The sequence below is a fragment of the Bifidobacterium thermacidophilum subsp. thermacidophilum DSM 15837 genome (assembly GCF_000426425.1).
Classification (GTDB): domain Bacteria; phylum Actinomycetota; class Actinomycetes; order Actinomycetales; family Bifidobacteriaceae; genus Bifidobacterium; species Bifidobacterium thermacidophilum.
Genome location: NZ_AUFI01000007.1, coordinates 15,450 through 36,959, shown reverse-complemented (window position 1 = coordinate 36,959; position 21,510 = coordinate 15,450). Strand labels below are relative to the sequence as shown.

Sequence of the window (21,510 nt, the reverse complement as noted above, 5' to 3'; positions counted from 1 at the left end):
TTGGGGGACGGGCTGCCGGACCGGTGCGACCGGCGTGTCTTTCGGTGCGCACATAATCGCACATGCGAACCGGTTCGATGCGCACACGAATCCGCAAGATTGCCGCGTCTGGATGTGCCGTCGAACACTTGCGCAAATAAATGAACAATTCCGCCGCAAACGACGATATCGAGTTGCGGTCGGCGAGAATCGGGGCATAATAACAAGTACAAGGAAAACTTAAGAGAGCAGAAGCCCACAGTAGTGTATAGCCACGAAAGGTTGTTACGTTGGACGGGCATTGGAAAGACTTACCGTTACAACGATGGTGTTGTGAAGAGATTCTGCTCATTAAGCCTTGTACGGAAGGCCCGCTTCGGCGGGCCTTCTCGTTTGTCCGGGGCCTTGTTCGATCGTATTCCCCAAGCAATAGGCCAGTGTGCGTTCAGTGGTCCGGTGGCTGGGCGGTGCGTGTGCCTGCTGCAGTCCTTTTCCCAAACTGGTTACGCTGGGAGGGTCGTTAGCGTAACCAGTTTGGGTAGTTGTCCGGAATCGGGTGTGAGGGGTTGTCCTGCCAGGCGTGTCGCGGTTTCGAGTCCTCATGCCGTCACTTTCGAGCGCGGCCAGAATGTGTGTCCGGAATCAGCGTGGACCCGTTGCGGTGCAAGGCATACGGGCGGCTCGAATGTGCCAGATTGGCGGGATGAACACTCCACGATGCCCCAAATGCCACGGCACCTCCGACTGACCCGCCACCGGATACACATTTTGTCCTATAACCCTCAGGAGCGGTCTTGATACACCGCGATACCATGCGCTCAGAGTGGGTATCTGCGGTATCCGTAGTACTTGCCCGACCGTATCTTGCGTACCTGTGTTCATCGGCGCCCGAGACCCGAAGTAGCGTCGTTGAAATTCCGCGGGTCGTACTCGCGGTATCGAACCTATCCGCACGCAGATAACGCAGATGCAATCCGCGAGGTACTACAGTCAGTTGAGATACACGTTGCCAGGCACCATCAAGTACCGCAAATACGCAAGATACCGACGTCAAACCACCAGTGCGGACCGCAGATGATTGCAAACACTCCCGTCCACAGCCTGACTCCGCCACCCGCCAACACGGGCGGGGCATTATCACTTGCGGTCCGTCCCGATTCGCGATACCAAGTGACCCTGAGACGCGCGAAACCATCGGCATCACGTGAGGGACAATCGCCCGCACACCAGCCAGAAACCCAGCCACACCGCGGGAATCATCTTTCGACCACATTCCCGGTTTGAAGTGGCGCTCGAGCGCCCATACCGTGTTCGATTGGATGGTATGACATCACATACATCGCATATGACACATATAACACACATGAATACGCACCAATCTGAGCAGGTCGCCCGCCCCAACGCGGCGGCAAACGTCCCCTACCGGTCCGGGGCTGATTCGTTCGGCGTTCCATGCCCGTCGCCGGTGTATCGCGCGCCGAATGCGGCGATTGTACTGTCGGCGAGCGGCGGATTGGGCACGAGCACCTTCGCGGCGCTGCTCGCGCAAACACTGCACGGTCTATACGACGACAGGGACTTCGCCTTGGTGGATGCTGACCTGTCCGGCGGCGGATTGGATGTCCTGCTTGGCGTGGAAAGCGAGCTTGGCGTCCTGCTCAATGCCGTCACGGCTCCGTTGGGCGAGGTGGACGGCGCTGCCTTGCGTCGTCGGCTTACCACGTGGGATGGCGTTGACGTGCTGTCCAGCCGCCCGTGGATTTGCCCGATGCCGCAGGATTGGGAGATCGCTGTGACGGTCTGCGCACTGGCCGAGATATACGACATGGTGGTTGTCGATGCGGGGCGTGCCGGGTATTCGCCTGGTGAGGCGATTCCGTTGCCGCTCAAAGGCTCCGCGATGATTCTGCTAGTTGAATTGTCCGTTCTCGGCACGGTCCGCGCGCAGGCGTGCATCGAGGCACTGACCGGCCGGGGCAGTCGACGGTCATCCGATCACCGCGCCATGCTCGCCAATCGTACCGCTTCGGGAACAGTCACAGAGGATGATATCGCGCTGGTCGGGGTTCTGCCGCCGACCGCCCGTGCATCCGCCCGTGGTGTGATTGGCGTTGATGAGGCGGCGGAATACTTGGGCATCGACGTGCTGTGCAGCATCCAGCCCGATGCGCGGTTGTGTGCGGAGATACTTGAGGGGACCGGCTTGCTCAAGCCGAACCGGGCGAATGCGAAAGCATTGCGCACTGTGGCATCGTGGCTTGATGCTAGGCGGGCGGGGTCGGTAAGGCCGGCGGGGAGTGGGGAGCGGCGATGACTGCGATGAATGCAACGGTGCCGCTAGCGTCAGAGTCAGTCTCGCCGTTTGTGTCAGTGCAAGCGCCAGTCTCACAGCCAGTGCCAGTACCAACATCAGCCCCGCTGACAGCAACAACACCAACGGCCACACCAGAGGCCACCACACTGACTCCGCCGCCAGTAAGCGCGCCGGCTCAATTCGTCGCAACGAGGACATCGCATGAATCGTGATGATCCCCGGAACAACGCAAGCGCCAAAGTTGCAAGCCCGGCCAGCCCAGCCAGTCGAACAAACTCAGCAAACCCAGCAAACCCGGGAATCCCCGCACCCGCAGCGCCGCGCAGAGCATTGTCCATCGCGTTCGGCCCGTTGCAATGGCTAGCTCAGGACACTCAGGTCACTGATATCGCGGTGACCTGCGACGGCGGGGTCTGGGCCGATCGTGGGGCAGGCATGCTTCCGTGCCGCATCGCCGTGCCGTTCCGCTCGCCGCAGGTCGTTCGCGATTACGCCGTGCGGCTGTGCGCACAGATGGGTCGTCGTCTTGATGACGCCTGTCCGATTGCAGACGCGTCAACAGCTGACGGAATCCGCGTCCACGCGGTCATCGCGCCGATTGTGCCACAAGGCGCCTCGATTTCGATCCGTCTGCCGGGAAGCCTGCCGCCAACATTGGAATCGTTGTGTGCCTCCGGCATGTTCCCGCCGGCATGGTTTGCCCTGCTGGACGGCTTGGTCCGCGGCCGTGCCACGATACTCATCACCGGCGGCACAGGCGCTGGGAAAACCACGCTGCTCAAGGCGTTGCTCGGTCGTTGCGAAATCGGCGAGCGTATCGTCAGCGTCGAGGAAGTCCGCGAGCTTGGCGAATTGGCGGCGGTTTCCGGCGGCAATCATGTGTCGCTGGTTGCACGGGAGGCGAATGTCGAGGGCGCTGGGGCGGTGGGCTTGCCTGAGCTGGTGAAGGCGACGTTACGGATGCGTCCCGACCGTGTGGTGTTGGGTGAATGCCGCGGCGAGGAGATCGCTGATTTGTTGCGTGCGTTCAACTCCGGGCATCGTGGCGGTGCCACGACCTTGCATGCCGATGGCGTGGAGCGTGTGCCTGCACGGTTGATATCGTTGGGGTTGCTGGCGGGTCTTGACGCTCGGGCTTTGGGTATGCTCGCACAGGACGCGTTTGATGCGGTAATCCATGTGGAGCGTACGTCGGTCGGGCGGCATATCGCGCAGGTGGGCACCCTTGCGGTGGTTCACGGCGCTTTGGTCGGGGTGCCGTTGTTGGCATGGGATGGTGTCGGCCGGCCGCTCGCGATTGAGGGATGGCAGGATTTCGCGGCACGCTGGCTTGCGTCGGCGGCGACATCGTGGCAGGGCCATTCGCTGAAGGTGGTGGAAGCATAATGATTCTGTGGCCGTTGATTGCCGCAATCTGCTGTGCGGCGTTGCTGATGTTGCCGGTGTGGGATGGCGTGTCGTGCCGAGGGCGGTTGCGCGATGCCGCTGATGGTCGGGCAGTGGAGCAGCCTGCCGCCGCGGGATTGGATGCGGCGCTGGCGATGTTGACTGCCGGGGTGCGTGCGGGAGGCACGTTGGAGGACTCGCTTTCCAGACTTTCCGGGCAGCAATCGGGACAATCGAGCCAATTGTCAGGCCAGTCAGATCAGTCAGGTCAATCCAGCCGATTATCTGGCCTATCGGGGCACGCCGTGGACCGGTTTGCGGTGATTCGAGCGCTCGCTGCCCACGCTCGGGACGGCGAGTCGGCGTATCTTGAGCGGATTGCGGCGGAAGTGTGTGCCGTCGCGCAGCTGAGCGGTCGCTTGGGTTGCGAACTGGGGTCCTGCCTGGAAGCGGTAGGCGCTTCGTTCCGCCGCTCGGTGGGCCGTGACCAGCTGGTCGCCCAAGCGAGTGCGATGCCGAAGGCAACAGTGAAGCTGCTGCTCGTTTTGCCGTTCGGCACCTGGGGGTTCGGCGCCCTGCTTGGCGCGCATCCGTTGCAGACTCTGCTCGGTTCGCCTGTCGGTGTGGCGTGCCTGTGTCTGGGATTGTCCGGGTATGCGGCTGGTGCCGTGTGGGTGCGTTCCATGGTGCGTTCGGCTTTACAAGAAGCGTAACCGGGCTGCAGGGATGGAAGGGGAGTTGATGGGTGTGCAGGCTGCTGTGGCGTTTGCGGTGTTGGCCTCGTGTTGCGTGTCATTGTTGTTGATGCTGCGTAGGTCGGGACCGTGCATGATTGGCCGGATTGATGCGGCTCGCCGGCTTGCGGATGAGGGGCTACGCCCGAGCGATGCGCTTGTGGTGCAGATGCTTGCGGTCGCGTTGCGTAAGGGCGCATCGGTTCCATGCGCGTTGGACGCGGTGGGCGAGGTGACCGGAGGATTGACCGGGGACGCGCTGTGTACGGTCTCGCGACGGTTGTACCGGGGTACGTCGTGGGATGATGCGTGGCGGATCGGGGACGATGCCGGCATTTCGGTGTGTCGGCTGATTCGTGAGGGTTTGCGTGATTCGTGGGAGCATGGGTCTTCCCCGGTGCGCGGATTGGAATTGGCAGTGCAACGCGCCGACCGTGACGCCCGCCATGCCATTGAGCAGGGGGCGGCGGGGTTGTCGGTGCGGATTCTATTGCCGATGGCGTTGTGTTTTCTGCCGGCGTTCGTTGTGATTGGCGTGGTGCCGACCGCGATGTCGCTGATAGGAGGCTGAGCGGGTCGTTTGTTGTTTCGATGGCGCGTTTCGCCTGGCGACTTGACGGAACCCGCCTGGAACCGACCGGAATCAGGGCGGAATCAGTGCGGATGACATGGACGGATGACATGGACAGGGATGTGGATAAGTCAATGTGGATAAGTCGATGTGGATAACAGTCGTCTTTCGACCACATTGCCCGTTCGAGCTTCCCTCGAGAGGTCCCGGTCGGGCACACTGGGGATACCGCCAAGGCAGGCGGTGCCCGAAGCCTCGGGCCATATCAGAAAGGAACAACCATGACCGGCATTCACCAACCCCTGATGCAAGGGAAAACAGGATTCATCACAGCCATGCGGAGCGCTCCGATAACGGCGGCGCGCAAAGCCAAAGAACGTGCGTGCATGATTGACGCGAAAATCCGCCTGATGGCCGTCGAACCGCAGAAAGGTGCGGCGACCGCGGAATACGCGATGGTTCTCGTTGCTGCCTGCGGTTTCGCCGCTGTGCTGTTCGCGGTCATCAAATCGGATATCGTGAAGAATCTCGTGCTCGCTCTGATCAAGGGTGCTATGGAGTTGAAGAAGGGCTGAAATGGGATACGCATGTGAACGGCCCCGCATGAGGGCAGCCGGAAGCCACGGCGCCGTGCAGGGGATGAACGGCGCATCGGGCGCTCGCAGAAATGCCGATGGGGGATTCGGCATGTCGGCGGCATGGCCCACTCGGTTGGCGGGGGAACAGTGGCCGGGGGAATCCGGCGCCGCGCGGGGCCGTTCTCATGCCCCTGAACAAAATGGGCAGCGGGGTGCCATCACCGCGGAATTCGCGATGGTGCTTCCCGTCGCGGCGGTGCTCATGGCGATGTTGCTTTCGCTGACGCATGTGGTGACCACGTCGATGGCGTGTCAGGACGCGGCATCTTCAGCTGTTCGCGAAGTGGTGGTCGCCCGGGTGCCTGCGCACGGCGAACAGGCGCGGAACCTTGCATCGACGGCTGTTGCCGCGGTCGCGGGGAAAGACGCTACGGCCACGATCTCGGAGGATGGGGGACTGGTCACTGTGCACACGCAGTGCCCGGTTGTGTCCGGGATGAGCAGCGTCTTGCCGGCATCGGTGCATGGGTCTGCGAGCGGAGCGTCCTCGTGACCGGTGTTCGCCGCCATACAACCTGTGAGTCCCATGAGCCCCATGAATCCCGCGAATCCCGCGAATCCTCTCCATCCCGCGAACAGGGGTCGGCGGTGGTGCTCATGGTGATGATCATATCCGTCGCATGCGTAGCGGCGCTTGCCGCCGCCGGCGTCGGCCATGCGAGAATCACCGGCAATCGTGTCAGATCGTGGGCTGATGATGCTGCGGTGTCCGCCGCAGTGGCGTTGAGTGAAGGCCATCGCGACCCATGCGCGGTGGCAGGGCGTGTCGTTCGCGCCGATGGGGCTGGTGTCGCGGCTTGCACAGTTGATGGCGAGGACGTCACGGTGAGCGTGCGCTACGAATACCGGCAGGGTTTCGGCATGGTGATTATGAAAACCTCTCGCGCCGGACCCGTGGCCTGTGGCTGAGGCGGTGTGGCGTGTTCTGCCGCAACGCTAGATTGGTGAAAGGGACACTGGTGGTCGCGGTGCGGTAGCCTGCGCCGCGTATGCTTGTAGGGCACGTTTGCGGCCTATGAAGGAGTTGGACATGGCGTTGGCATTGTATCGACGGTATCGTCCCGATACGTTCGACGGGGTCATCGGACAGGATCAGGTGACCGTACCGCTCAGCCGGGCGCTTGACCAGAACAGGCTCACCCATGCGTACCTGTTCTCCGGGCCGCGCGGTTGCGGCAAAACTAGTTCCGCGCGTATTCTCGCGCGATGCGTCAACTGCGCGAAAGGCCCCACGTCTCATCCGTGCGGTGAATGCCCGAGCTGCAAGGATCTCGCCACAGGAGGCCCGGGATCCATCGATGTCGTGGAAATCGACGCCGCAAGCCACAACGGTGTCGATGATGCCCGCGAACTGCGTGAACGCGCAGGCTTCGCGCCCGCTCGCGACCGGTACAAGATCTTTATCCTCGACGAAGCGCATATGGTCACCCAGCAGGGGTTCAACGCGCTGCTCAAAATCGTTGAGGAACCGCCGGAACATGTCATGTTCATCTTCGCCACGACGGAACCGGACAAGGTGATCGGCACGATTCGCTCCCGCACCCACCATTACCCGTTCCGCTTGGTCCCGCCCGAAATCATGGGCCCGTACCTCGAGGGAATCTGTGAGAAAGAGCAGATCAAGCCGGAGCCAGGCGTGCTCAAGCTCGCCATGCGCGCGGGCGGCGGCTCCGTACGTGACACCCTGTCGGTGCTCGACCAGCTGATGGTGGGTTCCGAGCATGGCGTCATTTCCCATGATTCGGCGGTTGCACTGCTCGGATTTACCCCGGATTCTCTGATCGGAGAGGCGATCGACGCGATTATCGACCGCAACGGTGAACAGCTGTATGGGGTCGTGCAGAAGGTTGTGGTCGGCGGATTCGATCCACGACGTTTCGTGGAAGATCTGCTGGCGCGTGTGCGCGACCTTCTGGTGCTCACTCTGGGCGGAGACCGTGCCGAAAGTGTGCTCAGCGACGATGCGGCAGTTGAGGATATCGCCGATTTGCACCGGCAGGCGTCCGCCCTGGGATTGCGCTCGCTGACATCCATTGCCGACACGATTAACGACACGCTCGGCACGATGAGCGGTGCCACGTCGCCCCGTATGCGCCTGGAACTGCTGGTCGCCCGCCTGCTGGCAGGCCGTGAGGAAAGCGTATTCGGTCCGTCAGCCACGTCTTCGGCGAATATGACGGCCCAATCCGGTGCCCCGGTTCAGCAGCGCGCCGGCAATCCTCCGATGCACAGCGGTTTCATCGATTCGACCCGCAACAAGCGTAAGGGACAAGCCCAGACTGCCGCGTCAGGCAACACTGCCGCGCAACCGGCAAGCAATGCAGACACTCAGGCGGCAGCACGCCAGCAGGCCCCTGCCGCGCCATTGCCGGACCATGCTGTGACAGGCGTGCGGACGACGGAAACACAGACATCCGGTACATCCAGTACGCAAGCCGACGGCGTGCAGGCGTCTGCTGCACCCGCCACACAGCAGGCCGGTGCACCCGCAATGCCGCCGACCGCTGGAAGCAATCAGGTCCTGCGCACTGACGGCGCGACCCCACCCGCCATGCCTGAACCGCAGGACGCCCGCAGCGTCGAGGAACGTTGGCAGGCCGTTCTGACCAAGTTGCCGTCGGATATCCGCGAATACGTTGACCAACAGCGGGTGCCGTCCGTCCGGCTCATCGCCGGTCCCGCCGGGAAATCCAAGCTCCTCATGACTTTCGCCAAGCCCATCGACCAGCACGCCTTCGCGCTTGCAGTGTCGTCAGATGAAGCGTATGACGGCAAGAAAGCGGCTGTCGTGGTGCAGGACATCGTCAAGGAAATCTTCGGCGATGGCGCGCGCATTTCGCCTACGCCGACCGCAGCGAACGGGGAAACTGTCGAATCCATCAGACGCATGTCGCCCGAGCAGGTCAGCCAGGTCAAACGTGAAATTGCGCTCGCGAAAGCGAAACAAAGCGCAGCCACCCTTGCCGCGGTGACTGTCGGTATCCATGCCGGTCCGTCTGGCAAGGAGGCGAAGACTCCGGGGCAGTCCGGCGATGACACGCAGGACGCCGACGACCCCGGTCACCGAGGGCGGGGGAGTGTTCAGGCGGCGGCCGTTGCAGCACCGACGGCTACGATGACGCCGCCCGCGATGACGTCCGCCGCACCTGTCCCTTCCATGATTCCGGCGGGTTCTGGGCCAATTGCGTCCGTCGATGCGGCGTTCGCCGAGGATGACCCGTGGATGCAGCCATTGCCGGTGCATAAACCGACAGGAAGCAACGGTTCGGTGTCGTCTGTCGGTGGCGGATTCCCGTCAAACCTGGTCGACCAGAGCGGCAGGAATGGCCAGAGCACCGCGCAGCCGCATCACGGCAAGCAGGTGGCGGTGCCGGACATCAGCGATGGCATCGATCCGTGGGCGAAGCCGGCCACGCCTGCGACACATGCCGCTTCAACCGCTCCAGCCGTGCCGAACGTATCCGCAACGCATTCCGGACAAGCTGCGCCGACAGTACGACTTGCCGCGGGTAACCCGGCATCGCCGTCCGCCGCACGATCAGGCTCGGCAACCCGGGGCAATCCCCGGACGCCGGTGCGTCAGGGCGAAGGCGATGTATGGGGTTCCATGCCGGCAGCAGGAGCACAGACCGCGGAACCACAGGATTATCCGGAACCGGTGGAGCTTCAGGACGACCCTTGGGCCCGGCAGCCGGGCGACCTCGGTGCACACAACCCGCAGCCGTACTCCGGTGCGTCGGGCGGCCCGCAAGTTCCCCCGGAGGAAGACGAGTACTCGCTTAACGACGAATCGCTCGGAACTGCCACAGCACTCAGCGTCGAAGAGCTCAAAGAACTCTTCGAAGTGAAAACGGTCGAGCAATTCGCCCCCGACGACCCGAAGAACCCGAAGAACCTTCAGCCGCCGAACCGTCACAACGACATGGACGCTTCGTCCCAGAAATAACAGGCGGATAGCATGCAGAACCCCGCAATCGCCTGACCGGCGTATATCGCCGGGGTTTGGTGGGGCACCCGCTCAATCGGCAGATTTATCGTAAAAGGAGCCCAACAATGGCATTGGCATATGACGGCGCAATCCAACGCCTGATTGACGCATTCGCCAAACTCCCCGGCATCGGCCCCAAAGGCGCACAACGCATCGCTTTTTATCTGCTGTCCGCCAACGACGACGAGGTGCGCAACCTGGTCGAGGCGATCACCGACGTCAAAGAAAAAGTGCGATTCTGCGACGTGTGCGGCAACGTGTGCGAGACCAGCCCCTGCCCGATCTGCTCCGACCCCAGGCGAGACCAGTCTATGATCTGCGTGGTCGAAGAGCCCAAGGACGTGATGAGCATCGAACGCACCCGCGAATACCACGGCCTCTACCACGTGCTCGGCGGCGCCATCAACCCGATGGCCAACGTCGGCCCGGCGGACCTCAACATCCCCAAACTGCTCGAGCGCCTGCAAAACCCGGACATCAAGGAGATTATCCTCGCCCTCGACCCGAATATCGAGGGGGAGGCGACCACCAGCTACCTCAGCCGTCTGCTGGCGCCGCTCGGCATCAAAGTCACCCGGCTCGCCAGCGGCCTGCCCGTCGGCAGCGACCTTGAATACGCGGACGAAATCACCCTCGGCCGGGCACTCGCCGGCAGACGTGAGGCATAACGCGTAAAAACCTTGCCATCATGCCGTTCCGTATGCTGGTCACCGGCTATTCTGCCGGATTGTGCGACTCGTATAATCGTCTCACTTGCGTACAATACGGGCGCAGGACATTCCTTTAGAGAAGATAGGACAATCGTGGCTCTTATCGTGCAGAAGTACGGCGGCTCCTCGGTCGCCGATACTGACTCGATCAAGCGTGTTGCCAAGCGCATCATCGAAACGAAAAACGCTGGCAACGACGTCGCTGTAGTGGTTTCGGCTATGGGAGACACCACCGATGACCTCATCGACCAGGCGATGAGCATCGATTCGACCCCGCCGGCCCGTGAAATGGATATGCTCATGACCGCAGGCGAGCGTATTTCCATGAGCTTGCTGTCCATGGCGATTCACTCCGCCGGTTCCCATGCGTACTCGTTCACCGGGTCCCAGGCCGGTTTCATGACGGACGCGCGGTTCGGTGCGGCGCATATTCGCGCCGTCAAGCCTGACCGTGTCCGCCATGCGCTTGAGAAGGGAAGCGTTGCCATCGTCGCAGGCTTCCAGGGCATCAATGAGGACGGCGACGCTACCACGCTCGGCCGCGGCGGTTCCGACACATCTGCTGTTGCCTTGGCTGTTGCGCTTGGCGCTGATGTGTGCGAGATTTACACCGACGTTGACGGCGTGTTCACCGCCGACCCGCGTATCGTCCCGACCGCCCGCCGCATCCCGGTCATCGATTACGAATCCATGCTTGAAATGTCATCCTGCGGTTCCAAGGTGCTCGCCCTGCGTTGCGTCGAATACGCGCAGCGCTTTGGCATGCCGCTGCATGTGCGCAGCTCCTTCTCCCACCGCAACGGCACCCTGATTCTGCCCGAGGGCGTCAGTCCCGCATCGGTGCCGAACCTTACGCGCAAATAGCATCCGGAGGATTCCGGGGCGCCTGCGCAAGGCGCACGACACACGACATATCCATACCAACACAACTGTCCGCAACACAACCGCAAGTTGCACTGATTCGAGGAAACAATGAACGAGAACGATAACAAATCCATGGGCGACCTGTTCCCCGACCTCGGTCCCGAGACCCCGGTCATCTCCGGTGTCGCGCACGACCGCAGCGAGGCGCTGGTCACCGTGCGTCGCGTGCCGAACGAGCCCGGCATGGCCGCGAAGGTGTTCACCAAGCTCGCTGAAGTCGGCGTGAACGTGGACATGATTGTGCAGGCCAGCGCCTCCACCGGCACCGCCGATATCTCCTTCACCGTCCCGGAAACCGCCGTCAAGCAGGTGCAGGATTTGCTGCAGAACAAGCATGACGAGCTCGGCTACCAGTCCTTCGACGTCAACACGAGCGTCGGCAAGGTCGCTGTGGTCGGCGTGGGTATGAAGACGCACGCTGGTTTGGCCGCAAAGTTCTTCAACGCGCTGAGCGACGCGGGCATCAACGTGCTGATGATTTCCACGTCCGAAATCCGCATCGCGGCTTTGGTCCCGCTCGACCAGCTCGATGACGCGGTGCGTGCGCTGCACACCGCCTACGGCCTCGACGCCGATCAGGTGGAGGCCGTGGTCTACGGCGGCACCGGTCGCTGAATCGCCGGGCTGTGAGCTTCTGAGCCGCAAACTCGGTGATGCTCATGCCTCGGGGCGGCAGGGCGTTGATGGGGCGAAGGCCTGTCGTTGGTTGTATGCCGGCGGCGGGCCTTTCCTGTTGTGGTTTGGGATTGTGTGTTGTTGGGGGTGGGTGTTGGGGATTGTCTGGTGCGTCTGACGCGTCAGGTGTGTTCTGCCCGTCGTGTATGTCTTGGCACGCGTGATTTAGACGGAATGGGCTGCTGGGCGGCGGACGTTGCCGTATGTGTCGCGTCGTGTATGTCTTGGCATGCGTGACCGGGTGGTTTGACGTACCAATGCGGCGGACGTTGCCGCATTTGGCATATGACGTATGTCACGGCATACACGATTCAAACGCACGGGTCGCTGGGTGACAGAATGTTGGCGTATGCGTTGCGTTGTGTATGTCTCGGCATGCGCAACTGATCGAATGGACAGGCTGTAGCAACAACGAACGGCGGTATCCGCCCGCCCGCGTATGCCGTGACATACGTGAGAAGACGAATACCGCCGTTACCGTTGTCAGCAATCGTCGCTGTTGAATCGTCGCTGTTGTCGGCAACCGTCATCGCAGCTGGACTGCAACAGCCGACAGACGTCCACCTGCTCTCAACGCTCGCCGACGCTGGTCTTACTTCGCTTCGATATAGCCGAGCGCGTGCAGCATCTCAGCGCATTCAAGCGCGCCGCCGGCCGCACCGCGCAGTGTGTTGTGTGCGAGTCCGACGAACTTCCAATCGAAAATCGAATCCGGGCGCAAGCGGCCGATGGAGATACCCATGCCGCCCTCGTAATCGACATCCAGCTTCACCTGCGGACGGTCGTCCTCGGTGAGGTACTGGATGAACTGCTTCGGCGCGTGCGGCAGGCCGAGTTTGGCGGCTTCGCTCGTGTAGTTCACGAGACGGTCGACGAGCTCCTCCTTGGACGGGTCCTTCCCGAAATTGATGAACACGGTGGACGTGTGACCGTTGAGCACAGGCACGCGGATGCACTGCGAGGTGATGCGCAGCGGGCCTTCGAACGGAACAATCTGGCCGGTCGCGTCATCGACGTGGCCGAAGACCTTGAGTGGCTCCTTCTCGGATTTCGCTTCCTCGCCCGCGATGTACGGGATAATGTTGCCGACCATTTCCGGCCAGTCCTTGAAGGTCTTGCCGGCGCCGGAAATCGCCTGATACGTGCTGACGATGACCTCGTGCGGCTCGAATTCCTTCCATGCGGCGAGAGCCGGCGTATACGCTTGGATTGAGCAGTTCGGCTTGACGGCGATGAAGCCGCGCGTGGTGCCCAGACGCTTGCGCTGGTACTTGATCACATCGAAATGCTGCGGATTGATTTCCGGCACGACCATCGGCACGTCCGGCGTCCAGCGGTGCGCGCTGTTATTGGACACCACCGGGGTTTCGGTCTTCGCGTACTGTTCCTCGATTGCGCGAATCTCGTCCTTCGGCATATTGACCGCGGAGAACAGGAAATCGACATCAGCGGAAACACTGTCGACATCCGCCACATCCTTGACGACCATGGACTTGACGAACTGAGGCATCGGGGTTTCCATCTTCCAACGCCCGCCGACGGCCTCCTCGTAGGTTTTGCCGGCGCTGTGCGCCGACGCCGCGAGGGTGACCAGCTCGAACCACGGGTGGTTTTCGAGCAGGGTGACGAAGCGTTGCCCGACCATGCCGGTTGCGCCGAGAATGCCGACCTTGATTTTCTGTGACATTATGGCCTTTCGATTGCAAGGGTAACTGCGCAGTACAATGCCCGAACCTTCGGTCGTGTACGTGTGCGAGCCATGCTAGCAGATCGCATACTCAGCAAGCGTCCGGTTTTCATATCGTGGTCGGCCGGTTTCGGCTCAGCAGTAAGGCTTTGCGCAGTTCGTACCACCGCGTCGTTGCGGTGGCACGAACCAGTTGTCGCAGGTATCAGCTCACAGGCATCCGTTTACAAATGTCCGTTCATGCGTGTCTGTCCACGCAGGATAGACACGCATGAACGCATCGCACGGATTCGTTCACGCGTAAATCACGCATAGATATTGCGTGGGCGCATGTCGTCAGGCAGCCCGTTGAGCAGCGTGGTCACCGACCTGGACTCGAACACGGAACGGATGCCGGCGGCCAGCAGTGGCGCGACCGACAGGACGGTCATATTGGGCAGGCGCTTGCTCTGGGGCACGGGGACGGTATCCATAAGCACGATTTCGCGCGCCCCGCAGTCCTTGAGTCGGTCGATAGCGGGGCCGGACAGCAGACCATGCGTGGCAACCAGCGTGACGCTCTTCGCACCGGCGTCGCGCAACGTCCGCACAGCTTCGCAAATCGTGCCGGCGGTGTCGATCATGTCATCGACGACGATGCAATCGCGTCCTTCGACCTCGCCGATGATGCCGTGCGCGACCGCGTGGTTCGGGCGCGTAGTGTCGCGGGTCTTGTGGATGAACGCCAGTGGCAGGCCGCCGAGCTTCGCGGCCCACTGTTCGGAAACCTTGATACGCCCGGCGTCGGGGGAGACGACGGTCGCGTTCTCCATCGGCATGGAGCTGCGCACGTAGTCAAGCAGCACCGGCATGGCGGTGAGGTGATCGACCGGACCGTTGAAGAAGCCCTGCTCTTGGGAAGCGTGCAGGTCCACGGTCATGATGCGGTCGGCGCCCGCCGTGCGGAACAGGTCGAACATCAGGCGCGCGGTGATGGGCTCGCGGCCTTGGTGCTTCTTGTCTTGACGCGAATAGCCCATGAACGGCGCGACCACGGTGATGGAACGTGCGGAGGCACGTTTGAGCGCGTCGACCATGATGAGTTGCTCCATCAGCCACTTGTTAATCGGGTCGGTATGCGATTGGATGACGAATACATCGGTGCCGCGAACCGGTTCGGTGAACCGTACGTACATCTCGCCGTTCGCGAAATCATATGCGGTGGTCTCCAGCAGATGCGTGCCCAGGTATTCGGCGGTTTCCTGAGCGAGCTGCGGGTAGGCGCGTCCCGTGACCACTGCTAATCGCTTGTCCGGTTTGCCTTCGAGAATTGCCGACATCTTGCGCCTTCCCGACCCTTTGGTCGATTGATGGGATTGAAACATCACCTAATATAACAAGGCAGGGGCATAAGACGGTACGGGCGGAGGCGGGATGTGCGTCAAATCCGGGAGAACGCGACAAATCAGGCGTGCCGCGCGACGCATGTCGAAAGTCAGGCATCGGGAGTATGCTGACATGGTTGTCCGCAGCACCTGCGGGCAGTCGCATACACACTCCTGCCGTGGAAGGTCCACGGCCTTTAGTCCGAAGGAGGTGGGTGATGTCTGCGCATAAGTACGAACTGATGTTCATTGCCGATCCTGAGCTGGATGAGCGCGGTCTGAAGAAGCTGACCGAGCAGTATCTGGAGATCGTCACCAAGGAGGGCGGTTCTGTCGACGGCACCGATTACTGGGGTCGCCGCAAGCTCGCCTATGAGATCCAGGGCAACACCGAGGGCAACTACGTTGTCGTCAACTACACCGCTGAGCCGGCCACGAGTGACGAGCTCGACCGTCTGCTTAACCTCAGCGAGTCCGTTATCCGCACGAAGATTCTTCGCAAGGACAAGTAAGTCGTTCAGCATTGCTGAAGCAAGGCTCAACGAGCCGTCCGATTCACAAGTCCGGTCACATCCGATTCGCAACAGACGAGTCCGCAACAGGTAAGAAGGTAGCGTCATGGCAGGCGAGACAACAATCACCATCATCGGTAATCTCACCGGCGACCCTGAGCTGCGCACCATTGGCAGCGGGGCGACGGTCGCAAGTTTCACCATTGCATCCACACCGCGCTCCTACAACCGCAACAGCGGTCAGTGGGAAGACGGACAGGCGCTGTTCATGCGTTGCTCTGCGTGGCGTGATTTGGCGAACCATGTCGCCCAATCCTTGACCAAGGGCATGCGCGTCATTGCGCAAGGCCGTCTGCAGCAGCGTTCTTATCAGGCGCAGGACGGGTCAAACCGTACTGTCGTCGAAATGCAGGTCGATGAGATTGGTCCTTCCCTGCGGTACGCCACCGCGCAGGTGACCCGTCAGAGCTCCGGCTCCGGGTTCGCTGGCGGCAATCGTGGCGGATTCGCAGGAAACTCGGGGAACGCTGGTAATGGCGGGTTCGCTGGCAACGGTGGCTACCAGGGTGGCGCAGGCTACTCGGGCGGCTACACCGGCGGCGCTTCCGTCGCCCCGGCTGCCCAACAGGCACCCGCCGCTCCGGCAGCGGATCCGTGGGGCACGTCGAGCTCCAGCCAGTCGGGATCAAGCTTCGGATCGTTCGGATCCAGCGACGATTTTGGCGGAGATTCGGAAGAACCCGAGTTCTGACGCCGGACTTTGCTTCCAGCAGTAAATCAAGTTTGCACTAAGGAGAACATCAGATGTCACGCAAGAGGCCGCAACCGCCGGTCAAGCCGTTCAAGAAGAAGCCGAATCCACTCAAGGCCGCTAAGATCACCGAGATCGATTACAAGGACGTCGCGCTGCTGCGCAAGTTCGTGTCCGATCGCGGCAAGATCCGTTCCCGCCGTATCACCGGCGTGACCGTCCAGGAACAGCGCGAGATCGCGAAGGCCGTGAAGAACGCCCGCGAGATGGCTCTGCTGCCGTACGCCACCACCGGTCGCTGAACAGGAGGATATCGACATGGCTGAAACCAAGATCATTCTCACCCAGACCGTGGCCAACCTGGGTCACGCCGGTGACGTTGTCGAGGTGCGTCCGGGTTACGCCCGCAACTACCTCTTCCCGCAGGGTCTCGCGTTCAAGTGGACCAAGGGTGCCGCCGCTCAAATTGAAGCGATGAAGCGCGCACGCCAGGCCAAGGCCCTCGCCACCCGCGAGGATGCCGTCGCCGCCAAGGCCGCCATCGAGGGCACGGTCGTCGAGATCGCCGCCAAGGTGTCCGAGTCCGGCAAGCTCTTCGGCGCTGTGTCCGCTGACGCGATCGCCTCCGCCCTTGCTGACAAGGCTCCGATTAGCCCGAAGTCCATCAAGGTCGAGACCATCAAGACCACCGGCGAATTCCCCGCCACCGTGGCCCTGCACCCGGAGATCTCCGCCTCCTTCACCGTCAAGGTCGTCGCGGAGTAACCGATTCCAGACTCCGGCCATGCCGCCGATTTCGGCTCATGACATGGTCATAACAGTCTGAGCTTAAGCATGCGAAAGCCCCCGAATACGGGGGCTTTCGTGTTGTTACGTGGCGAAGGTCGCTGGGCTGGGTTGGTGGAAGACCGTGGTGCCGAGGCCGTGGGCGGTCGGTGCGGTGTCCTGATTCGGTTTTCGGGGTGCGATTTTGGATTTGGCCCCGTGATGGTGGTTGTTGTGGTGTGGGTCGTGGGTGGTTGGGTCGGTGGCCTGATTCGGTTTTCGGGGTGTGATCTTGGATTTGGTGCGGGCCGGCGGGGTGTGGTGTGCGTGGGTCGTGGGTGAGATTGTTGGTGTTCTGCGGTTTTCGGTGTGCTGCCAGTCGTGGTGATGGGGTGGGGTCGTCCGTGACCGGGCCCGATTCTGTTTTCGGGTTGCGATCTTGGATCTAGGCCTGCGGACCTTCGTCAATCCTCAATCCGGCATCCTTGCAGCAATCATCAGAGTATGGGATAATCGTAAGGTCTGCACGAACCGTCACGGCATCGTGGATTTACTTGACACAGCGCGCTTACTTGACACGGCGCATCTATTTGACACAGCGCAGTGTGCTGCGTCGTACGGAACGGATATGGTGTATCGAGCGTGAGGCGTGCGTGGCCGTATGAAGGGGATGCATCGCGGCGGTGGCGATTCCGGAAGGAACGTGGGAAAGGAACATGGCATGATGACAGACCATGACGACCTGCCGACGCACAGTTGCGTATCAGCCGGTCACGTGCAATCGAAGTCCCAGCCCCGGTCCCAGTCACAACCCCAACCGGCGCAATCGCCCATACTTCGCTCTCAATCCCATTCCACGTCCCGAACGCTCGCCCGGCGCGTGGTCGCGGCGCTCATCATCATGATGTTCGCCGGCAGCGCCGTGCTGTTGGGATGCTTGTCTGCGTACGCCTGGTATCGCCGTGCTTTGGCGGATTGCGTGGAGTGGGGGACCACGTATCGGCTCATTGACACGCATGTCGCGGTGCTGACCGATCAGGCGGATGCGCTCGCCGCACGGGATGCCGCCGAATCGCGCACTGCCAACAGTGGAACACGTGAGACACAACGTCTGCGGACGGTTGCCGCAGAAGCCTCGAAACAACGGCGTCAAGCCGATATGGCCGTGCACGCAATCACTGATATTCAAGTGTCTTGCGCCGCCAAGCAGTCGCCGGTCGCCTTGCATGAGCATGTCGAAGCATTCCGCGATGCGTCGAACCGGTTGCGGCCCGAGATCGGGCGTATTCACAGCGCGTTCGAGCCTGTCGCGGCGCGCGTATTCGAACATGATCCGCAAGTCAGGGCGGCGGTCGTCAATCGTATCCGCGCGGTCATGCCGGGTATGCGCGCGTTGTATCGGGATAACACTGGTTTGCGCGATGCCGGTACCAGGAGCGGATTGCACAAAGCCTTGACCCAGGCGGCATCTGCGGCGGATAATCCCGGCTCCACGTATCGTACCCTAGCCGATGCCGAGCATACGTTGTTCGCGAAGGCGGACGCGCTCATCCGCGCGAGGAATGCGGAGCGTGGCATCGACTGCGGCCGCATGGCATGTGTCGCACTGACATTCGACGACGGCCCGCGAGCCGAAACGAGCCGTCGTGTCGTGCGAACGCTGCGGGACAAGGGCGACCGGGCGACGTTTTTCGCGGTTGGCGGGGCAATCAACGATGCCACAATCCCGGTTCTGCGTGATGACACGCGCTATGGCATGCCGGTGGGAAGCCATACCATGTCGCATACGGATCTGCCGGCGATTATGCAGGCGGGAACCGAACGCCAGGAATTCGATGACGCTGCAGCGCGTATCAGCGAAGCGACGGGCCGCCCGGTCAATCTGCTCCGTCCGCCGCACGGCGCCGCGGACGAGACGAGCCGGCGGTATCTGGCCAATCATCTTGGTGCAGGCATCGCGTTGTATGATGTCGATTCCTACGATTGGGCGGCAGGCGCATCCGCACGGTCTGTCCAGTGGAAGGTCACCGCGCAGGCGAGGCCGGGCTCAATCATCCTCATGCATGACATCCAAGAACATACTGCGGCTGCGCTGCCGCATATCCTAGACGCCTTGCACGCCAAAGGCTACAGGACGGTCACCATCGAAGAACTGACAGGCCAGTACCCGCGCCCGGGATACGTGTATTATTCGCGCGACAATATCATCCCCTGGTAGCCGGCGTGTCCCACGATGCCACCATGCCGATTCGTGTTGTCCCTGACCATGGCGTATACTTGTATACGCCTCCGCATGGCGTTACGTCACCCAACTCCCCCAGGGCAGGAATGCAGCAAGGGTAAGTGGCCTCTGACGGGTGTGCGGAGGTTTTTCTTTTTCCTCGTCGGCGGAAGCTGGATGCCCGACAATGTGTCGTCTTTCAACCTTCTACCGACGCTGACGGGGTTCTCAGCGTCGGTAGAAGCAGGAGGGTGAGGTGGCGGTGGCTGTCGACGACCTCCGGATAATTCGGCGCCGGATTGCATGATCCCTGCTGCTGTCTTTTTACATGTCCTGATTGACTTGATGTGCCGCGGTTGTGAACAATCACTGGGAATTGCGCAAGCGTGCAGAAGCGCTGAAGGTATAGTCAGAGACTATGGACGAGAATGCACAAGACCCGCGATCGCAGGAACAGGACGTGATGCAACCGGTTCGTGCCCCCGAACGGAATGCCGCACAAGGCGGGGCTGAGCCGCCTGCTGCATCTGCGCAATCCGTGTTACCACCGGCTTCGACCGTGCCTCCTGCCGTACCTGCGCCTGCGCCTCCGGCCGCCTCTGTGCCTTCGGAATATGCTGACCCAGCGCCTGCGCCAGCGCCATCGACACCTGCAGCGCCACCGGTGCCGCCAGCTCCCCGCGTTCCTCCGATGCCTCCGATGCCAGCAATACATACCGCGCCTTCAGACCAGTCCGCACAGTTGCATCCCACTTCCGGGATTGCTTCATCGCAACCCGCGCACGATGCCGCCTCCGGTCGCGGAGATATCGTCCACACGGATACCGCGGAACAGTCCGCGGAACACTCACCGTCCCGGTCGGGGGCATCAGAACGCCTGTCCAGCCCTACTGGCCCATCTCAGACAGCCCCGCAGCAATCGCAGCAGCAGGTACAATCACAGCAATCGCAGCAGCTGCAGCACCCCAAGTCGTCCATGCTGTTCCCACAGACCGATGACGCGCAGGGCCAGACAACGCCCAGGACGCCAACGAAACCGATGTTCGCGCCGATTCCAGACGATGCCGATGCCGGCGACCTGGCCGATGCGCGCATGCGCAATCTTTGGCCGTCCGACCCGCTTGAAGCGTCTCCGTCATCCAAACGCGGACGCAATGCAGGCGCGCTCACCGGTGCCGGCGATAACGCAGACTCCGGATTATTGGCCGGAATATCAGCAAGTTCCCCGGTGGTTTCAGCAAAGGCTGCAGCCTCGGCGGATAGCGATCTCACGGTCGAAGGCATGGATTCAGGTCTTGCCCGACTTGACCCGCTCGCCGTCCACCCGCGGCTGTCCAGCAGAATTCTGTGCGTGGTGTTCGGGCTGTTGTTGCTCGCCGCGGCCGCTGGCGTGTGGTGGCTTGGCGTGCGCACGGCAAACGGGCAGAATTTCGATGACGAAGTGTGGCTTCGACTCAACACCTCGCTGCCGTCGTGGCTGCGATCGCTGGTGCATCTGCTCGCGGTGTCGAGTACGGTGATCGCCATCAGCGTCGTCTTCGCACTCGTCGGAATCGTTGTCGCCGCGGTCCGCAAGCGGTGGTGGCTGCTCGGCCAGCTGGTCGTATTCGCCGGCCTGTGCTACGGGTCTTCGCTGTTGAAGGGCGTCCTGCCTCGCCCGTACCTGCAGAATATCAATTCTTCAGCCAGCAATACTGCGCCATCGGGGCATACGTTGCTCGCCGCAGCGGCTGTCGTGGTCCTGGTGTGCGCGGTGCCTCGCGCTTGGCGTGCCGCGTGCGCCGCAGTCGGTTCGGCCTATACGCTGCTCGTTGCGTTGTCCCTGGTCGCCGGAAAGTGGCATCGCCCTACGGATGTGGTGATGAGCCTGCTGATCGTCGGTGGATGGGCGTTGCTGGTGCTCGCCTGCACGCGCACATCCGGCATGGATGAAATCGGCACCCGTTCGGCTTCGGCGAGTATCCAAATTGTCGGCAGCGTGATGATCACCGGTGGCATCATGGTCAGCTTGTACGGGGCGTATCTCGTGTGGCAGATTGAACCGGGGCTTTCGCTGGGCGCGAGCTGGACGCAATCCGGCGCCTGCGCGGCGACGACCATGCTGGTGTGCGGCGTGTCGATGCTGGTATTCGGGCTTGTGCTCGCGATGCGCCAACTCACCGCTTCACCGTTGACAAAACTCGGTCTGGTCGGCGCCCCGCCGGCCCCGCCGTCAAAGTAGCACGGCACACCAGATACGGCGTTGACCATACGCCGTGAGTATTATGGCGTTCCGTAAGCAGTACGTAAGG

General features: G+C 61.9%; 19 protein-coding genes and 1 other RNA gene. 18 read left to right on the top strand and 2 right to left on the bottom strand.

From position 1 onward, the window contains the following. The first annotated feature begins 1,342 nt into the window (after nucleotides 1-1,342). The 11 genes from K315_RS0102585 (at nucleotide 1,343) to K315_RS0102535 (ending at nucleotide 11,859) form a co-directional block, all read left to right on the top strand. Nucleotides 1,343-2,293, top strand: a complete 951-nt coding sequence (locus K315_RS0102585; RefSeq protein WP_029576055.1) for a CpaE/TadZ family protein — start codon at nucleotides 1,343-1,345, stop codon at nucleotides 2,291-2,293. A gap of 336 nt (nucleotides 2,294-2,629) precedes the next feature. Next, on the top strand, nucleotides 2,630-3,679 hold the full coding sequence (locus tag K315_RS0102580; protein ID WP_029576054.1) for a TadA family conjugal transfer-associated ATPase: 1,050 nt from the start codon (nucleotides 2,630-2,632) through the stop codon (nucleotides 3,677-3,679). After that, a complete protein-coding gene (locus K315_RS09885; RefSeq protein WP_029576053.1) occupies nucleotides 3,679-4,392 on the top strand; it encodes a type II secretion system F family protein in 714 nt (237 codons plus the stop codon). The genes K315_RS0102580 and K315_RS09885 overlap by 1 nt, the downstream gene beginning before the upstream one ends. Before the next feature lie 115 nt (nucleotides 4,393-4,507). Continuing rightward, on the top strand, nucleotides 4,508-4,984 hold the full coding sequence (locus tag K315_RS0102570) for a type II secretion system F family protein (protein WP_161786029.1): 477 nt from the start codon (nucleotides 4,508-4,510) through the stop codon (nucleotides 4,982-4,984). Nucleotides 4,985-5,265: 281 nt separating this feature from the next. Beyond that, nucleotides 5,266-5,559 carry a DUF4244 domain-containing protein gene (locus K315_RS0102565; protein ID WP_029576051.1) on the top strand — a complete coding sequence of 98 codons (294 nt, stop codon included), beginning with the start codon at nucleotides 5,266-5,268 and terminating at the stop codon, nucleotides 5,557-5,559. Nucleotide 5,560: 1 nt separating this feature from the next. Continuing rightward, a complete protein-coding gene (locus K315_RS09880) occupies nucleotides 5,561-6,115 on the top strand; it encodes a TadE/TadG family type IV pilus assembly protein (RefSeq protein ID WP_029576050.1) in 555 nt (184 codons plus the stop codon). Continuing rightward, entirely contained in the window at nucleotides 6,040-6,531 is a 492-nt protein-coding gene (locus K315_RS09875) for an Rv3654c family TadE-like protein (protein WP_338069924.1), read from the top strand. The genes K315_RS09880 and K315_RS09875 overlap by 76 nt, the downstream gene beginning before the upstream one ends. Nucleotides 6,532-6,652: 121 nt before the next feature. After that, a complete protein-coding gene (gene dnaX, locus K315_RS0102550) occupies nucleotides 6,653-9,568 on the top strand; it encodes a DNA polymerase III subunit gamma/tau (RefSeq protein WP_029576048.1) in 2,916 nt (971 codons plus the stop codon). A 107-nt stretch (nucleotides 9,569-9,675) separates the two neighbouring features. After that, the gene (gene recR / locus K315_RS0102545; RefSeq protein WP_029576047.1) at nucleotides 9,676-10,278 is read left to right on the top strand and encodes a recombination mediator RecR; all 603 of its coding nucleotides are present in this window, start codon (nucleotides 9,676-9,678) and stop codon (nucleotides 10,276-10,278) included. A gap of 135 nt (nucleotides 10,279-10,413) precedes the next feature. Then, nucleotides 10,414-11,184 (top strand): aspartate kinase, encoded by a 771-nt coding sequence (locus K315_RS0102540; protein ID WP_015449757.1) that lies wholly within the window; start codon nucleotides 10,414-10,416, stop codon nucleotides 11,182-11,184. A gap of 108 nt (nucleotides 11,185-11,292) precedes the next feature. Continuing rightward, nucleotides 11,293-11,859 carry an ACT domain-containing protein gene (locus K315_RS0102535; protein ID WP_029576046.1) on the top strand — a complete coding sequence of 189 codons (567 nt, stop codon included), beginning with the start codon at nucleotides 11,293-11,295 and terminating at the stop codon, nucleotides 11,857-11,859. 652 nt (nucleotides 11,860-12,511) lie between these two features. On the opposite strand, the gene asd is transcribed toward K315_RS0102535, so the two are convergent. Together asd and K315_RS0102520 are read right to left on the bottom strand one after the other, a co-directional pair. Then, nucleotides 12,512-13,606, bottom strand: coding sequence for an aspartate-semialdehyde dehydrogenase (gene asd / locus K315_RS0102525; RefSeq protein WP_029576044.1), 1,095 nt, complete (start codon nucleotides 13,604-13,606; stop codon nucleotides 12,512-12,514). Between the two features lie 305 nt (nucleotides 13,607-13,911). Next, on the bottom strand, nucleotides 13,912-14,925 hold the full coding sequence (locus tag K315_RS0102520; protein WP_029576043.1) for a ribose-phosphate diphosphokinase: 1,014 nt from the start codon (nucleotides 14,923-14,925) through the stop codon (nucleotides 13,912-13,914). Nucleotides 14,926-15,188: 263 nt separating this feature from the next. Here K315_RS0102520 and rpsF point away from each other — a divergent pair, with 263 nt between their 5' ends. From rpsF to K315_RS10655, 7 genes are all read left to right on the top strand, one after another. Continuing rightward, on the top strand, nucleotides 15,189-15,482 hold the full coding sequence (gene rpsF, locus K315_RS0102515) for a 30S ribosomal protein S6 (RefSeq protein WP_015449761.1): 294 nt from the start codon (nucleotides 15,189-15,191) through the stop codon (nucleotides 15,480-15,482). A 106-nt stretch (nucleotides 15,483-15,588) separates the two neighbouring features. Continuing rightward, nucleotides 15,589-16,233: a single-stranded DNA-binding protein gene (locus K315_RS0102510; protein WP_015449762.1), complete on the top strand. Its 645-nt coding sequence runs from the start codon at nucleotides 15,589-15,591 to the stop codon at nucleotides 16,231-16,233. A gap of 53 nt (nucleotides 16,234-16,286) precedes the next feature. Then, nucleotides 16,287-16,535, top strand: coding sequence for a 30S ribosomal protein S18 (gene rpsR / locus K315_RS0102505; protein ID WP_015449763.1), 249 nt, complete (start codon nucleotides 16,287-16,289; stop codon nucleotides 16,533-16,535). A 16-nt stretch (nucleotides 16,536-16,551) separates the two neighbouring features. Continuing rightward, nucleotides 16,552-16,998: a 50S ribosomal protein L9 gene (gene rplI / locus K315_RS0102500; protein ID WP_026650709.1), complete on the top strand. Its 447-nt coding sequence runs from the start codon at nucleotides 16,552-16,554 to the stop codon at nucleotides 16,996-16,998. Between the two features lie 721 nt (nucleotides 16,999-17,719). Beyond that, complete coding sequence (locus K315_RS09870; protein WP_029576042.1) at nucleotides 17,720-19,216, top strand: polysaccharide deacetylase family protein; 1,497 nt, start codon at nucleotides 17,720-17,722, stop codon at nucleotides 19,214-19,216. A gap of 62 nt (nucleotides 19,217-19,278) precedes the next feature. Further along, nucleotides 19,279-19,375: signal recognition particle sRNA small type (ffs, locus tag K315_RS10130), an RNA gene on the top strand. Between the two features lie 544 nt (nucleotides 19,376-19,919). After that, nucleotides 19,920-21,440 (top strand): phosphatase PAP2 family protein, encoded by a 1,521-nt coding sequence (locus K315_RS10655; RefSeq protein ID WP_239645891.1) that lies wholly within the window; start codon nucleotides 19,920-19,922, stop codon nucleotides 21,438-21,440. The last annotated feature ends 70 nt before the right edge of the window (nucleotides 21,441-21,510 follow it).